General features: G+C 69.3%; 13 protein-coding genes. 6 read left to right on the plus strand and 7 right to left on the minus strand.

Annotation, left to right across the window (positions count from 1 at the left end; genetic code table 11):
- Positions 1-606: 606 nt before the first annotated feature.
- Entirely contained in the window at positions 607-1,818 is a 1,212-nt protein-coding gene (tyrS, locus tag SLW55_RS14245; RefSeq protein WP_017912364.1) for a tyrosine--tRNA ligase, read from the minus strand.
- Positions 1,819-1,986: 168 nt separating this feature from the next.
- On the opposite strand from tyrS, the gene SLW55_RS14250 reads away from it, so the two are divergent.
- Positions 1,987-3,441, plus strand: a complete 1,455-nt coding sequence (locus SLW55_RS14250) for a peptidoglycan DD-metalloendopeptidase family protein (protein ID WP_267121825.1) — start codon at positions 1,987-1,989, stop codon at positions 3,439-3,441.
- An 89-nt stretch (positions 3,442-3,530) separates the two neighbouring features.
- Positions 3,531-4,661 carry an anhydro-N-acetylmuramic acid kinase gene (locus tag SLW55_RS14255; RefSeq protein WP_295912185.1) on the plus strand — a complete coding sequence of 377 codons (1,131 nt, stop codon included), beginning with the start codon at positions 3,531-3,533 and terminating at the stop codon, positions 4,659-4,661.
- Positions 4,662-4,676: 15 nt separating this feature from the next.
- Here SLW55_RS14255 and SLW55_RS14260 read toward each other — a convergent pair whose 3' ends face one another.
- The 3 genes from SLW55_RS14260 to SLW55_RS14270 form a co-directional block, all read right to left on the minus strand.
- Positions 4,677-4,904 carry a hypothetical protein gene (locus tag SLW55_RS14260; protein WP_026143529.1) on the minus strand — a complete coding sequence of 76 codons (228 nt, stop codon included), beginning with the start codon at positions 4,902-4,904 and terminating at the stop codon, positions 4,677-4,679.
- A 151-nt stretch (positions 4,905-5,055) separates the two neighbouring features.
- Positions 5,056-6,423 (minus strand): MFS transporter, encoded by a 1,368-nt coding sequence (locus SLW55_RS14265; protein ID WP_148827406.1) that lies wholly within the window; start codon positions 6,421-6,423, stop codon positions 5,056-5,058.
- Positions 6,420-7,220, minus strand: coding sequence for an exodeoxyribonuclease III (locus SLW55_RS14270; protein ID WP_017912369.1), 801 nt, complete (start codon positions 7,218-7,220; stop codon positions 6,420-6,422). The genes SLW55_RS14265 and SLW55_RS14270 overlap by 4 nt, the downstream gene beginning before the upstream one ends.
- A 129-nt stretch (positions 7,221-7,349) precedes the next feature.
- Between SLW55_RS14270 and pyrE the strand changes: the two genes are divergently transcribed.
- Together pyrE and SLW55_RS14280 are read left to right on the plus strand one after the other, a co-directional pair.
- Positions 7,350-8,009, plus strand: coding sequence for an orotate phosphoribosyltransferase (pyrE, locus tag SLW55_RS14275; RefSeq protein WP_017907592.1), 660 nt, complete (start codon positions 7,350-7,352; stop codon positions 8,007-8,009).
- An 18-nt stretch (positions 8,010-8,027) separates the two neighbouring features.
- The gene (locus SLW55_RS14280) at positions 8,028-8,699 is read left to right on the plus strand and encodes a hypothetical protein (protein ID WP_052250865.1); all 672 of its coding nucleotides are present in this window, start codon (positions 8,028-8,030) and stop codon (positions 8,697-8,699) included.
- Positions 8,700-8,748: 49 nt separating this feature from the next.
- On the opposite strand, the gene SLW55_RS14285 is transcribed toward SLW55_RS14280, so the two are convergent.
- Genes SLW55_RS14285 through coaBC form a run of 3 tightly spaced genes read right to left on the minus strand, consistent with a single transcriptional unit; the run spans position 8,749 to position 12,845 of the window.
- Complete coding sequence (locus tag SLW55_RS14285; protein ID WP_320745330.1) at positions 8,749-11,085, minus strand: phosphomannomutase/phosphoglucomutase; 2,337 nt, start codon at positions 11,083-11,085, stop codon at positions 8,749-8,751.
- 15 nt (positions 11,086-11,100) lie between these two features.
- Positions 11,101-11,571, minus strand: coding sequence for a dUTP diphosphatase (gene dut, locus SLW55_RS14290; RefSeq protein WP_010342059.1), 471 nt, complete (start codon positions 11,569-11,571; stop codon positions 11,101-11,103).
- Positions 11,568-12,845: a bifunctional phosphopantothenoylcysteine decarboxylase/phosphopantothenate--cysteine ligase CoaBC gene (gene coaBC / locus SLW55_RS14295; RefSeq protein ID WP_193313915.1), complete on the minus strand. Its 1,278-nt coding sequence runs from the start codon at positions 12,843-12,845 to the stop codon at positions 11,568-11,570. The genes dut and coaBC overlap by 4 nt, the downstream gene beginning before the upstream one ends.
- Before the next feature lie 96 nt (positions 12,846-12,941).
- Between coaBC and radC the strand changes: the two genes are divergently transcribed.
- The gene (gene radC / locus SLW55_RS14300; RefSeq protein ID WP_017907879.1) at positions 12,942-13,616 is read left to right on the plus strand and encodes a DNA repair protein RadC; all 675 of its coding nucleotides are present in this window, start codon (positions 12,942-12,944) and stop codon (positions 13,614-13,616) included.
- A gap of 210 nt (positions 13,617-13,826) precedes the next feature.
- Positions 13,827-15,515 carry an arginine--tRNA ligase gene (gene argS, locus SLW55_RS14305; protein WP_017907880.1) on the plus strand — a complete coding sequence of 563 codons (1,689 nt, stop codon included), beginning with the start codon at positions 13,827-13,829 and terminating at the stop codon, positions 15,513-15,515.
- Positions 15,516-15,523: the final 8 nt, after the last annotated feature.

Below are 15,523 nucleotides of genomic sequence, written 5' to 3' on the forward strand. Positions count from 1 at the left end.
CCCTCACAAGTTACCTGCGCACACTGTCAAAGAACTTCGGGGCCGGCCTCAGCGCCTTTCCCTTTTTCGCCCCGACGTTTCCGTCCGAGTGAGCCGCCCATTATAGCGGGCTTTTTGTTTCCGTCAACACCTCATTTCGAGGCGGTTGACGCTGGTCCGTCTTCAAACCCGAGGGCTTTTCGTCGAACCGAGCCGCCCATCATAGCGGCTTTTTTCTTGCCGTCAACACCTTTTTGATCAGGTGGTTGACGCCGCCTCTTCGTCCAAACCCGCAGGCTTTTCCTCGAAGCGAGCCGGCCATATTAGCCGACTTTTTCACTTCGTCAACACCTTTTTGAAGAGGTTTTTGACGCCCTTGCCGCGTTGCCGTGAAGGCGTTGCGTCAGGGGAGGGAAAGTATGGCCCCAAATCGGGCGCTTGGGAAGAGGGTGTGAAAACTTTTTTCACTCTCCCGTCGCGGGGGCCCTGTCAGCCCCACCTGCCTTACCGCACACGCTATTCGGTGGGCGCTGCTTCGCGCGCGCGGCCACTCCCTATATATATAGAGCGCAGGCAGCGCCGCACCACCGTCGCCCGATTGCCTGCGCGGCAACCGGGCGGACGATCTCATGCCGCGATGAGCTGCACCCGGGCGAACGTCCGCTTGCCGACCTGCAGGACGCCCTCGAAGCCAGGCGCGAAACTCTGTTGCGGATCCTCCACCACCTCGCCGGCCACGCGCACTGCCCGCTCCTTCAGCTTGCGGGTGGCCTCGGAATTGCTGGCGGTCAGGCCCGCGGCGGTCAGCAATGCGGCGATCCGCAGGCCTTCCGCCGGCACGGCGACCTGCTGCAGCGGCAAGGCGCTGGTGTCGCCCTGCCCGGTCACCACGGCGTGCCAGCCGACGATGGCCTGCTCGGCGGCGGCGGCATCGTGGAAGCGGGTGGTCAATTCGCGCGCCAGGCGCAACTTCACTTCACGCGGATGCAGACTGCCGGCCTGCACCTGCTGGCGCAGCGCCTGCGCTTCGTTCACGCCGATATCGAAGGACAGCAGTTCGATCCAGCGCCACATCAGCTCGTCGCCGATCTTCATGGTCTTGGTGACGATGTCGATCGCCGGTTCGCTGATGCCGATGTAGTTGCCCAGCGACTTGGACATCTTGTTGACCCCGTCCAGGCCCTCCAGCAGCGGCATGGTCAGCACGATCTGCGCCGGCTGCCCGTAGTGCTCCTGCAGGCCGCGGCCCATCAGCAGGTTGAACTTCTGGTCGGTGCCGCCCAGCTCGACGTCGGCCTTCAGCGCCACCGAGTCGTAGCCCTGCACCAGCGGGTACAGGAACTCGTGGATGGCAATGGACTGCTGCGCCGCGTAGCGCTTCGCGAAGTCGTCGCGCTCGAGCATGCGCGCCACGGTGTGCTGGCCGGCCAGCCGGATCATGTCGGCCGCGCTCATCTGCCCGAACCATTCGGAGTTGAAGCGGACCTCGGTGCGCTCCCGGTCCAGCACCTTGAACACCTGCTCCTCGTAGGTGCGGGCGTTGGCCAGCACGTCCTCGCGGGTCAGCGGCTTGCGGGTGACGTTCTTGCCGGTGGGGTCGCCGATCATCCCGGTGAAGTCGCCGATCAGGAAGATCACCTGGTGTCCCAGGTCCTGGAACTGGCGCATCTTGTTCAACAGCACGGTGTGACCGATGTGCAGGTCCGGCGCGGTGGGATCGAAGCCGGCCTTGATCCGCAGCGGGCGGCCGCTGCGCAGGCGGGCCTCCAGTTCTTCACGCTTGAGGATTTCGTCGGCACCGCGGCCGATCAGGACAAGGGACTCTTCGATCGTGGACAAAACAGTAACTCCGGCGAATGGCGTCAACAAACGTGAATGGCGTTAAGAGCGAGTTAACCGTGCAGCCAGGTGAAAATTCGAGCCGGCTCAATGGTTTGACGCGCTGTGGAACGATGTTTATGGTAGCCGAGTTTTGAGCTCGCGCTTCGGGCTCGTGAGGAAGCCTTGATGCCCAACAGTGATCAGGAACGCGCGCGCCGGCAGCGGTTCCAGCAACGCCTTCACGTTCTCCACGACACTGCGCTGCATCGCAAGTTGAAGGAACATCTTCCCGCCGGCCGCTGGACGCGCCGCCACTGGATCCACGCCAGCCTGTTCGCCACCATCGGCGCGATGGTCGCCACGATCGTCCCGGGCTTTTCCAACGCCATCGACGTGCCGCTGCAGACCACGCAGGCGACGCTGGCGCTGCCGTTGCCGCCGATCTCGCTTGCCCAGCAACAGCAGGCTGCGATCACCGACAACTGGCAGGTGGTGCGGATCGAGTCCGGGCAGACCCTGGGCTCGGTGTTCGAGAAGCTCGGCATCCCCGCCACGGTGATGCAGCGGGTGCTGGACCATCCGGGCACCCATGACGCACTGACCAAGCTGCGCCCGGGCGCGGAAATCGGCTTCGACCTGGCGACGACCGGCGACCTGCGCGCCCTGCGCTTCGACCGCGATGCCACCCATCGGGTGGAACTGTCGCTGCTCGATGACGACATCAAGGAAAAGGTGATCGAGCGCGAGACCAGCACGCGCACCGTGGTCACCAGCGGCGAGATCACCAGCTCGCTGTACGTGGCCGCGCGCAAGGCCGGGCTGTCGCCGTCGGCGATCGCGACGATGACCGACGAGATCTTCAAGTACGACATCGACTTCGACAAGGACCTGCAGCCGGGCGACCGCTTCAGCGTGGTCATGGACGAGACCTGGCGCGAAGGCGAACGCATCGACACCAGCAAGATCCTGGCGGCGACCTTCACCACCCGCGGCAAGACCTACAGCGGCTTCCGCTTCGAGCGCGGCGGCAAGCCGGCCGAGTACTTCGACGTGACCGGGCGGCCGCTGAAGAAGAGCTTCATCCGCATGCCGGTGTCCTACAGCCGCATCAGCTCCACCTTCGGCGCGCGCAAGCACCCGGTGCTGGGCACCATGCGCATGCACAAGGGCATCGACTACGCGGCGCCGACCGGCACCCCGATCATGGCCGCCGGCGATGCACGGGTGCAGTTCGTCGGCACCCAGCGCGGCTACGGCAACGTGGTGATCCTGGATCACGGCAAGGGCTACAGCACGCTGTACGGGCACATGTCGCGCTTCGGCGGGATCAAGGCCGGCCAGCGCATCAACCAGGGCACGGTGATCGGCTATGTCGGCATGACCGGCATGGCCACCGGTCCGCACCTGCACTACGAATTCCGCGTGGACGGGGTGCAGCGCAATCCGGCCTCGGTGACGATGCCGCCGCCGACCCCGCTGGCCGGGGCCGAACTGGCCGCGTTCCGTGCGCAGACCTCGCCGGCGCTGGCGCGCATCCAGCGCGTGGAGAAGCTGATCTACGCCGATGCCGGCGAGCCGGACGCGAAGAAGAAGAAGGTCGTCGCGTCGTCCAAGGCCGCCACGTCGCACGACGCCGGCTGAGCGCCGGTAGCCGGTTCCGCCGCGCCGCGCATTGACGGGCGGCGGCGCCTGGCCCACGCTGCGGCGCCGACCGCCGCCTGGTGTCTTGCATGCCCTCGCCTTCCGCCGTTCCCGACGACGCCCTGTTCCTGGGCCTGATGTCCGGCACCAGCGCCGACGGCATCGATGCCGCGCTGGTGCGCTTCGACCACGACGGCAACCCGCAGCTGCAGCTGGGGCGCACCTATGCGTGGGCACCGCAGCAGCGCGCGGTGCTGATCGCGCTGGGCGAAGGCGGCGACATCGCCTCGCTGGACGCGCTGGGCCAGCTCGATGCAGAGGTCGCGATCGCCTTCGCCGAGGCGGCGCTGCGCCTGCTCGACGACGCCGGGGTGGCGCCGGCCGCGGTGCGCGCGATCGGGTCGCACGGGCAGACCGTGCGCCATCGCCCTCTGGCCGACCCCGCCTTCACCTGGCAGCTCGGCGACGGCAACCGCATCGCCGAACTGACCGGCATCGCCACGGTCTGCGACTTCCGCCGCCGCGACGTCGCCGCCGGCGGCCATGGCGCACCGCTGATGCCGGCCTTCCATGCGGCGATGCTGGGGGCGGCGCACGAGGACCGGGCCGTGCTCAACCTCGGCGGCATCGGCAACCTGACCTTGCTGCCGGCGCACGGCGCGGTGCGCGGCTTCGACACCGGCCCGGCCAACGCGCTGCTCGATGCCTGGTGCCAGCGCCATCGCGGCCAGCCCTACGATGCGGGCGGCGCGTTCGCCGCCAGCGGCGCGGTCGACGCCGACCTGTTGCAGCGCCTGCTGGCCGATCCGTGGTTCGTGCTGCAGCCGCCCAAGAGCACCGGGCGCGAGCAGTTCCACCTGCGCTGGCTGGAGGCCTGCCTGGACACCCCGTCGCCTGCGCCGGCCGCGGTGCAGGCGACGCTGCTGGAACTGACCGCGGCCACCATCGCCGATGCGCTGCTGGCGCAGCAGCCGGCGACCCGGCAGTTGCTGGTGTGCGGCGGCGGCGTGCACAACCCGCTGTTGCTGGCGCGGCTGCAGGCGCGCTTGCCGGGGGTGCAGGTGCACTCGACCCAGGCGCAGGGCCTGGACCCGGACTACATCGAAGCGATGGGCTTCGCCTGGCTGGCCCGGCAGACCCTGGCCGGGCTGCCGGGCAACCTGCCGTCGGTCAGCGGCGCGCGCGGGCCGCGCATCCTCGGCGCGATCCACCCCGCGTAAGCGAGGCGTCGGGATTCAGAAGCCGCTGCCGGCCGGCAGCGCGCGCAAGGCCGCGATCGCCTCCGACAGCGCATCCACCTCGCGGTGCTCGAACCCGCTGCGCACGTCGTGCTCGCTGGAGAACAGGCCCTGCTCGATCAGCGCCAGCACCGCCTGGCGCTGGGTCCAGCCGCGCGCGACGGCGATGCGGCGGATGCGTTCGAGCAGGAACGGGTCGATATCGCGCAACACAAGGTCGCTCATGCGGACTCCCGGGCGGCGGCGCACGCGTGCGCCGTTGCCCATCATCCCCGTCCGGGGACGGCCTTTCAATCGCTGGACGGCAATGGCTGTGAGGGAGTTGCGGATGCGCGCCTCGTACACACGCGGCTGCTATGGCCGAGAAACCCAGCGATCAGGGTGTTTTCTGCACGCCCTCCTCTTCCCTCATTCGTGGCTCACGCCAGATGAGCCAGATGATCATCGGTAACGCAAGGATGCCAATCGCAGCGGTATAGACAAAGAACGGAGGATAGCCCCAGGCGTCCACGATCTTGCCCCATTGACTGGCGATCGACTTGGCGGGAAGGCTCCACAGGGTTCCGAACAGAGCGTATTGCGTCGCCGTGTAGTTCGGACTGGTCAGCGATGACATGTAGGCGATGAAGGCCGTCCCGGCGATACCGTTGGCCACGTTGTCGGCGCTGATCGCAGTCGCCAGCCAGGCGATCCCGGGGTGGATGCTGGCGATATGCGCGTAGATCAGGTTGGCGCCACTAAGCAGGACCAATCCGATCAGCAACGTCCGCGCTATGCCGTAACGACGGACCAGGATGCCTGCCAGAAAAGCGCCGACGATCGTCATGAGGATCCCATAGACTTTGGAGACCAATGCGATCTGTTCCAGCGTAAACCCCATGTCCAGATAGAACGTATTGGCCGCAACGCCCATCGTGGTGTAGTTGAGTCGGTAGGTGATCACCAGGGAAAGGGACAAGATGCCCACCTTCCAGCCCATCCGCGCAAAGAAATCGACGAACGGGCAGATCACGGCACCGATGCACCAAGCAACCGTCGCTCTGATCCACGCCGGCCAACGCTGCGCGCGCGTGCGGAACGCCTCCACCATGGGTTCGACCGGACGTATTGGACCGCTGGTGCCCGTCATGGGTTCGGCAATGCAGAGCGTCGTGACAAGACCGACCAATCCGCAGACCGCCATGATCAGGTAGGACGCCTTCCAGCCCAGTTCTGCCGCCAAGGTCAGGGCACCGGCGCCGGTACAGATCAGCGCCAACTGGTAGCCAGCCTGATAGGCGGCGACCATCGCGCCTTGCGTATCGGCCTGAGCCGCCTCGATTCGATAGGCGTCCACGACAATGTCCTGGGTTGCCGCGGCGAAAGCAGTGCAGACGGCAAGCAATGCCACCGCGCGCGCGTCCAGCGCGGGATTGGCCAGCGCGAGTGCGACCAGGCCGGCAACGACGCCGATCTGTGCAACCAGCATCCAGCTACGCCGCCGACCAAGTCGCGAGAGAACCGGGATCGGCAGACGGTCCACGATCGGCGACCAGAAGTACTTCAACGAGTACGCCAGCCCGACCAGACTGAAGTAGCCGATGGTGGTCCGGTCGATGCCGGCCTGGCGCAGACGCGCCGACAGCGTGGTCAGCACCAATGCGAACGGCAGCCCCGAGGAAAATCCCAGAAACAGCATCGCCCGCACCCGCGGGTTGGCGTATACGTCCAGCGACCGCCACCAAGCGCCCAGTGCTCCGATCACGTGCGGTAGTCCACCGTGAACGGCGCGTGGTCGGAGAAGCGCTGCGCGGTATAGATCGAACAGCCCTGCAGGCGCTCGCGCAGGGTCGGGGTGACGAACTGGTAGTCGATGCGCCAACCGACGTCGTTGGCGCGCGCCGCGCCGCGGTTGCTCCACCAGGTGTAGTCCTGGCCGTCCGGATGCAGCGCGCGGTAGGCGTCGACCCAGCCGCGGCCGCTGGCCGCATCGGCCTCCTCGGCGCGGTCGGCGCACAGGCCGTTGAGCCAGTCGCGCTCGGCCGGCAGGCAGCCGGAGTTCTTCTGGTTCGACTTCCAGTTCTTGATGTCCAGCGCCGAGCGCACGATGTTCCAGTCGCCGCACAGCACGTAGTCGCGGCCGCTGTGCAGCCACTCCACCAGGATCGGCCGCAGCCAGTCCATGACCTGGAACTTGTAGCCCTGGCGCAGCTCGCCGGAGGACCCGGAGGGAATGTAGAAGGACACCACGCTCAGGTTGCCGAAGCGCGCCTCGATGTAGCGGCCCTCCTCGTCGAACTCGGGCCAGCCCAGCGCGGTCCGCACCTCGTCCGGCTCGCGCTTGCTGTAGATGGCCACGCCGCTGTAGCCCTTCTTGGTGCTGGCGTCGCGGAACCAGACCCGGTAGCCATCCGGCAGGAACGCCGGCCCGGCCAGCTGATGCTCCTGCGCCTTGGTCTCCTGCACGCACAGCACATCCGCCTGCTGGGTGGCGAACCACTCGAAAAAGCCCTTGGTGGCGGCCGACCGCAGGCCGTTGGCGTTGAAGCTGATGATGCGCATGGAAGAGCCGGGAATGGGGAAAGGGGAAGAGGGAATGGTGAAAAGCATAGCGGTTGTTCCGTCTTCGCGGTCCTGCTGGGGTACGCTTTATCGATTCCCTATTCCCGTTTCCCCATTCCCGGCCCCCCAATGACCGACTACCGGCACCGTTTCCTGCAACTGGCCCTGGACGTGGAGGCGCTGCGCTTCGGCGAGTTCACGCTGAAGTCCGGGCGCCTCAGCCCCTATTTCTTCAACGCCGGGCGCTTCGACTCCGGTGCCAGCATGGCGCGGCTGGCGGCGTGCTACGCCGATGCGGCCGACGCCGCCGGGCTCGACTTCGACCTGCTGTTCGGCCCTGCCTACAAGGGCATTCCGCTGGCGACGGCGGTGGCCTGCGAGTACGCGCGGCGCGGGCGCGATTTGCCGCTGGCGTTCAACCGCAAGGAAGCCAAGGCGCACGGCGAAGGCGGCAGCCTGATCGGCGCGCCGCTGGCCGGCCGCCGGGTGCTGATCGTGGACGACGTGATCACCGCCGGCACCGCGATCCGCGAGGCGCTGGGCATCATCCGCGCCGCCGGCGGCGAACCGGCCGCGATCCTGGTCGCGCTGGACCGCCAGGAGATCGCCGCCGAGGACGACCGCCGCTCGGCGGCGCAGGCGGTGGCCGCCGAGGCCGGCGTTCCTGTGGTCTCGGTCGCGCATCTGGGCGACCTGCTTGCATTCATCGACGGAAACGCAGACCTTGTCGGCTTCCGCGAACCGCTGCTGGCCTACCGGGCCCGCTACGGCTGCGCTTCGTCTGGCTGACAGCAGGGGGCTGCCACGATGCCGATCCGACCACGCACTCGCGTCCTGCCGGCGCTGTTGGCGCTGCTCGCCTTGCCGGCCGCCGCGCAACAGGCGTCGGCGCCGTCCAAGAAGCTGTATTGCTGGAACCAGGGCGGCCAACGCACCTGCAGCGACGCGCTGCCGCCGGAAGCGGTGAACCAGGCGCGCGACGAGTTCAACGCCACCAGCGGCATGCGCAGCGCCGAGGTCGGGCGTGCGCTGAACGCCGAGGAACGCGCCGCTGCCGCCGCCGACGCCGCGCAGCAGCGCGCCGACCAGGCCGCGCTGGAGACGCGCAAGCGCACCGACCAGGCGATGCTGCTGTCGTACCAGACCGAGGACGAACTGCGCCGGGTGTTCGCCGAGCGCATCGGCATCGTCGACAACAACATCAACACCGCCCGCTACAACGTCGACAGCCTGCGCCAGGGCCTGATCGGCCTGCTGTCCGGCGCCGGCGCGCGCGAACTGGCCGGGCAGAGCGTGCCGGCCAAGACCGCCGACGACGTGCAGCAGCGGCACCGCGCGCTGCTGTGGCAACTGCGCATGCAGAAGAACTTCGAACAGCAGCGGCTCGGCCTGGATCAGGAAATCGAGGACGTGCTGCAGCGCTATCGCGCGGCCCGGGGCAACGGCCCGGCACAGTCCGCGACCACCGCCGGCGGCTGAGCCGTCGCACACGCCGGCGCCCGGACCAGGCCGGGCGCGCGACGCCGCCTCAGAAGGTCGGCGCCAGGCCCGGCAGCACGGCCTGCAACTGGGCGCGGAACAGCGCCTTGATCCGCTCCAGCGCCGCCGCGTTGTCGGCTTCGAAGCGCAGCACCAGCACCGGCGTGGTGTTGGAGGCGCGCACCAGGCCCCAGCCATCCGGGAAGTCGGCGCGCAGCCCGTCGATGGTCAGCAGCCGCGCGCCGGCGAACGGCGAGCCCTCCTGCTGCGCCTGGGCGACCAGCTCGGCGACCAGCGCATGCGCGTCCTGCCCGTCCACCGGCAGCTTGATCTCCGGCGTGGCCACGCTGTCGGGCAGTTCGGCCAGCACCTCCGACGGCGATTCCTCGCGCTGGGCCAGGATCTCCAGCAACCGCGCCGCCGCGTACAGGCCGTCGTCGAAGCCGTACCAGCGCTCCTTGAAGAAGAAGTGGCCGCTCATCTCGCCGGCCAGTTCGGCATCGGTCTCGCGCATCTTCGCCTTGATCAGCGAATGCCCGGTCTTCCACACCAGCGGGCTGCCGCCGTTGCGCAGCACGTAGTCGGACAGCTTGCCGGTGCACTTGACGTCGTAGATCACCAGCGCGCCGGGATTGCGTTGCAGCACGTCGGCGGCGAACAGCATCAGCAGGCGGTCCGGGTAGATCACCGTGCCTTCCTTGGTGACCACGCCGAGGCGGTCGGCGTCGCCGTCGAAGGCCACGCCCAGGTCGGCGTCGAAGCGCCGCACCGTCTGCACCAGATCCTCGAGGTTGTGCGGCTCGCTGGGGTCGGGGTGGTGGTTGGGGAAGGTGCCGTCGACGTCGCAGTACAGCGGCACGACCTCGGCACCGATCGCTTCCAGCAGGCGCGGCGCCAGTTCGCCACCGACGCCGTTGCCGGCATCGGCCACCACCTTGAGCGGGCGGTCCAGTTGCACGTCGTCGGCGATGCGCTGGATGTAGTCGTCGCCGACATCGCGCTGCTGCAGCCGGCCCGGCTCCTCGGCCGTGGGCAGGCGGCCGGCGCTGATCCGCGTGTACAGGTCGGCGATGGCGGCGCCGGACAGGGTCTCGCCGCCGACCACGATCTTGAAGCCGTTGTAGTCGGCGGGGTTGTGGCTACCGGTCACCGCCACGCAGCTGCCGGCGCGCAGGTGGTAGGCGGCGAAGTAGACCACCGGGGTCGGCGCCAGGCCGATGTCGGTGACATGGCAGCCGGCGCGGCGCAGGCCTTCGATCAGTGCGGCCGACAGCTCCGGCCCGGACAGGCGGCCATCGCGGCCGACCACCACCTCGTTGAGCCCCTGCTCCTGCATCACCGCGCCGATCGCCTGGCCGATCAGCGCCGCGACCTGCGGGCTGAGGTCGCGGCCGACCACGCCGCGGATGTCGTAGGCGCGGAAGATCTCCGGCGCCACCGTGAACGCCGGCACCGGCTTGGCCGGCGCGGCATCCTCGGTGGCAGACGGCGGCGGCGGGGGCAGCTCCTGGCGTTGCAGGCTCTGCTGCAGGGTGTGTTCTTCGGCCACCGCCGGGCCGGCGCGGCGCACCCGCGGCTGCGGCAGGCGCCCGCGCGCGGCCAGCAACAACAGCGCGCCCAGCACCAGGCACAGGCCGGCGACCAGCAGGCAGGGCAGTGCGCCCAGCCCCAGCGGACCGGCTTCGGTATCCGGCAGCGAGGCGACCATGCGCAGGCCGCTGTCGCCGACCGGGCGCGACATCGCGTCGGCGCGATCGTGCAGCGCATTGTCGCCGGCGGCGATCACGTCGTAGCCGCCCTGGCGCAGGGCCAGATAGCCGGTGCCCGGCACCGATGCCTGCGCGACCGGGTCGGTCAGCAGCGCCAGTGGCAGGCGCAGATACACCACTCCGGCGTTGCCGCCCAGCGAGACCGGCGCGGCCAGGCCCAGCCGCGGGCCGCCGCCGTCGCGGATCACCGCGCTGGCGAGCTTGCCGGTCATCAGGGCCTTCTCCAGCAGCGCCAGGCGGCCGTAGCCGAAGTGCGCCGCATCGGTGTAGCCAGGCTCCAGGTCGGCCGGCAGCACCTGCGCGTCCTCGGCCTGCGCCCAGTCCGCACGCAGCGCCTGGGCGGCGGCCGCGGCGTCGCCGCGGCGCAGGGCCGCCTGCACGGCCGGCTGCTGCAGGCGTTCGGACAGGCGCTTGCCCACGCCCGCCAGCGCCTGCTGGGTCTGCGTCACCGCGGCATCGCGCGCCTGCTCCAGGGCGGCGGCGGCCTGCTCGGCGCGCCATTGCTCGACCCCGCTCCAGCCGAACCAGACCACCAACAGCACCAGCAGCACCGTCAGCAGAGGCGCCACCTTGCGCAAACCCTGCGGCACCGGCCGCGCTTGTGTTGCCTCGCTCATGCAGACGATCCCCTGTCAGCGCACTCCGGTATGGCCGAATCCACCCGTTCCCCTGGCGCTGTCGGCGAAAGTATCCACCACCTGCAGGGCGACACGCACGACCGGCATCACCACCAGCTGCGCGATGCGGTCGCCGGGGGCAATGGTGAAGTCCTCGCGGCCGCGATTCCAGACGCTGATCAGCAGCGGCCCCTGGTAATCGGCGTCGATCAGGCCGGTGCCGTTGCCGAGCACGATGCCGTGGCGGTGGCCCAGGCCCGAGCGCGGCAGCACCACCGCGCACAGCTGCGGATCGGCGATGTAGATGGACAGGCCGCTGGGGATCAGCGCGGTGTCGCCCGGCGCCAGGGTCAGCGGCGCCTCGGTGGCCGCGCGCAGGTCGAGCCCGGCGCTGGCTTCGGTGGCGTAGTCGGGCAGCGGCCAGCTGTCGCCGAAGCGCGGATCCAGCAGCTTCACCTGCAGCGGATGGGGCGTGGGAGTGCTCATGCGTGCAGCCTCTGCGCGATCAGGTCCAGCAGTTGTTCGGCCAGCTGCGTCTTGGAGACCGCCGGGAAGTCGCGTTCGCCATCCTGCCAATAGGCGGTGGCCGCGTTCTGGTCGCTCTCGAAGCCGTTGCCGGCCACCCCCACCCGGTTGGCCACGATCAGGTCCAGGTGCTTGTCGGCGAGTTTGCCACGGGCATAGCGCTCGATGTCGTGGGTCTCGGCGGCGAAGCCGACCACCAGCTTCAGCGCCTGGGTCTGCGCGGCGACCTCGGCCAGGATGTCCGGAGTGCGGGTCAGTTCGAGGGTGAGCGTCTCGCCGCTCTTCTTGATCTTCTGCGCCGCCACCTGTTTTGGTGTGTAATCGGCGACCGCGGCGGTGCCGATATAGATGTCCGCCGGCAACGCGCCGAGCACCGCCTCGCGCATCTGCGCGGCCGAGCGCACATCGATGCGCTGCACGCCGTCGGGCGTAGACAAATGCACCGGGCCGCTGACCAGCACCACCTCGGCGCCTTGCCGGACCGCGGCCGCGGCCAGCGCATAGCCCATCTTGCCGCTGCTGCGGTTGCCCAGGTAGCGCACCGGATCCAGGTCTTCGTAGGTGGGGCCGGCACTGATCACCACGCGCAGGCCGCGCAGGGCGGCAGTGCCGGTGCCAGCGCCGGAACGCGCCGGGACGGCGGCCGCGGCCGGCTTGGCCGACGCGGCGCTCTGGTCGGTGCGCCCAACGAGCGCGGCGACGATCTGCTCCGGTTCGGCCAGGCGACCGGGGCCGGACTCGCCTTCGGCCAGCGGGCCATCGTTCGGGCCGACCACCTGTGCGCCGCGCGCGCGCAGGGTGGCGATGTTGGCCTGGGTGGCCGGATGCAGCCACATGCGGTGGTTCATCGCCGGGCACACGGTGAGCGGTGCGGTGCTGGCCAGGCACAGCGTGCCCACCAGATCGTCGGCCAGCCCGTGCGCCAGGCGCGCCAGCAGGTCGGCAGTGGCCGGGGCCACCACCACCTGTTCGGCCCAGCGGGCCAGTTCCAGGTGACCCATCGCCTGCTCGGCGCCGCTGTCCCACAGCGTGGTGCGGGTGAGATGGCCGGACAGCGCCTGGAAGCTCAGCGGGGTGACGAACTGCTGCGCGCCGGCGGTCATCGCCACCTGCACCTCGGCGCCGGCGTCGCGCAGGCGCCGCACCAGTTCCAGCGCCTTGTAGGCGGCGATTCCCCCGCCGACGCACAACAGCACACGTCGCCCCGGCAGGGGCCTCTCGAAAATCGCGGTCACGTCGGGAATGTCCTACCCATACAAGGACGATTAGCTTACCCGATGGTTTTTGGCGGCCTGATACCGTTGCGCCATGTCGGCCGGCACCCTGGCGATATGCACATCTCCGACTGGCCCTGCGAAGAACGTCCCCGGGAAAAGCTGCTGGCACGCGGTCCCCGGGCCCTTTCCGACGCCGAACTGCTGGCGATCTTTCTCGGCTCCGGCCTGCCCGGCAGCGACGCGGTGCGCACCTCGCGCGACCTGCTGCAGCGGCACGGGCCGTTGCGCACGCTGCTGGACCGGTCGCCCGGCGACCTGGTACGCCTGCCCGGGCTGGGCCCGGCGCGCGCCTGCCAGCTGTCGGCGGCGCTGGAGCTGGGCCAGCGCCACCTGGCCGCGGAACTGCAGCGCGGCGACACCCTCAGCAATCCGATCACCGCCGGCCGCTACTTCGCGCAACGCCTGCGGGCGCGGCCGTACGAGGTGTTCGCCGCGCTGTTCCTGGACACCCGGCACCGCTGGCTGGCGTTCGAGGAGCTGTTCCAGGGCACGCTGGACGGCGCCGAGGTGCATCCGCGCGAGGTGGTGCGGCGTGCGCTCACGCTCAACGCCGCCGCGGTGATCATCGGCCACAACCACCCGTCCGGAAACCCGGAACCCTCGCCCGCCGACCGCGCCGTCACAGAGCGGCTGAAACAGGCGCTGGACCTGATCGACGTGCGCCTGCTCGACCACTTCATCGTCGGCGACGGCGTACCTGTCTCGATGGCCTCGCGCGGCTGGGCCTGAACCGAGGCGGCGGCCGGGCGTGCCATGCCGCGGGGCGCCGATCCCGGCGAGGCCGGCCCCGGGCCACGCCGGCGGTCAGCCGGCCCAGCCCCAGGGGCGCAGGCGCGTGCTGGTCGCGGCGTCGCGGCTGAGGTCGGGCTGAACCCGGGACGGGCCGGGAGGCGGCGGGTCGGGTAAAATCGCCGGTTCCGCGCTTCAAGCAGAGATCTCGTGAAATCCCAACTCCGCGCCCTGATCGGTCAAGGCATCGAAGCCTTGCGCGCCAATGGCACCCTGCCGGCCGACACCCTGCCGCCGGACTTCGTGGTCGAGCGGCCCAAGACCCGCGAGCACGGCGACTTCGCCACCAACGCGGCGATGCTGCTGGCCAAGGCCGCGCGCACCAATCCGCGCGCCCTCGCCCAGCAACTGGTGGACGCGCTGCCGGCCAACGACGACGTCAGCAAGGTCGAGATCGCCGGCCCCGGCTTCATCAATTTCCATCTCGGTCCCGGCGCCTATCAGCGCGAGGTGCTGGCGGTGCTCAAGCAGGGCGAGGACTACGGCCGCAGCCTGGTCGGCAACGGCCGCACCGTGGGCGTGGAGTACGTCTCGGCCAACCCGACCGGGCCGCTGCACGTCGGCCACGGCCGCGCGGCGGCCATCGGCGACTGCCTGGCGCGTCTGCTCGAGGCCAACGGCTGGAATGCCAAGCGCGAGTTCTACTACAACGACGGCGGCAACCAGATCGAGAACCTGGCGCGCTCGGTGCAGGCGCGCGCTTTGGGCAAGACGCCCGACAGCCCCGACTGGCCGGAAGAAGGCTACCGCGGCGACTACATCCAGGACGTGGCCGACGCCTACATGGCCGGCGCTGCGGTCGACCTGGAAGGCCATGTGGTCACCGGCGCCAAGGATCCGCAGGACCTCGATGCGATCCGCCGCTTCGCCGTGGCCTATCTGCGCAACGAGCAGAACCACGACCTGGCCGCGTTCGGCGTGGATTTCGACATCTACTTCCTGGAAAGCTCGCTGTACCGCGACGGCAAGGTCGAGGAGGCGGTGCAGAAGCTGATCACCTCCGGCCATACCTACGAAGAGGGCGGCGCGCTGTGGCTGAAATCCACCGATTTCGGCGACGACAAGGACCGCGTGATGCGCAAGTCCGACGGCAGCTACACCTACTTCGTGCCGGACGTGGCCTACCACCTGAGCAAGTGGCAGCGCGGCTACGTGCGCGCCATCACCGAACTGGGCGCCGACCACCACGGCTCGCTGGCGCGCGTGCGTGCCGGCCTGCAGGCGATGGACCTGGGCATCCCCAAGGGTTGGCCGGAGTACGTGCTGCACCAGATGGTCACGGTGATGCGCGGCGGCGAGGAAGTGAAGCTGTCCAAGCGCGCCGGCAGCTACCTGACCCTGCGCGACCTGATCGAGGAAGCCGGCCGCGACGCCACGCGCTGGTTCCTGATCGCGCGCAAGCCCGATTCCCAGCTCACCTTCGACATCGACCTGGCGCGCCAGCAGAGCAACGACAACCCGGTGTTCTACGTGCAGTACGCGCATGCCCGGGTGTGCAGCCTGCTGCGCCAGGCGCAGGAGAAGAAGCTGGACTACGACCAGGCCGATGGCCAGGCGCAACTGAACCGGCTCAGCGACGCGACCTCGCTGGAACTGATGCAGGAACTCTCGCGCTACCCGGAAGTGGTGGAGAATGCGGGGCATGCGCTGGAGCCGCACCTGATCGCGCAATACCTGCGCGAACTGGCGACGGCCTTCCACACCTGGTACCACGGCACCCCGGTGCTGGTGGACGACGCCGGCGAACGCAACGCCAAGCTGACCCTGGCGGTGGCGGCGCAGCAGGTGCTGGCGAACGGTCTGAATCTCCTGGGCGTCTCGGCCCCGGAAAAAATGTGAGTGGAGAA

The sequence above is a fragment of the Xanthomonas sp. LF06-19 genome, assembly GCF_034105425.1.
GTDB lineage: Bacteria > Pseudomonadota > Gammaproteobacteria > Xanthomonadales > Xanthomonadaceae > Xanthomonas_A > Xanthomonas_A sontii.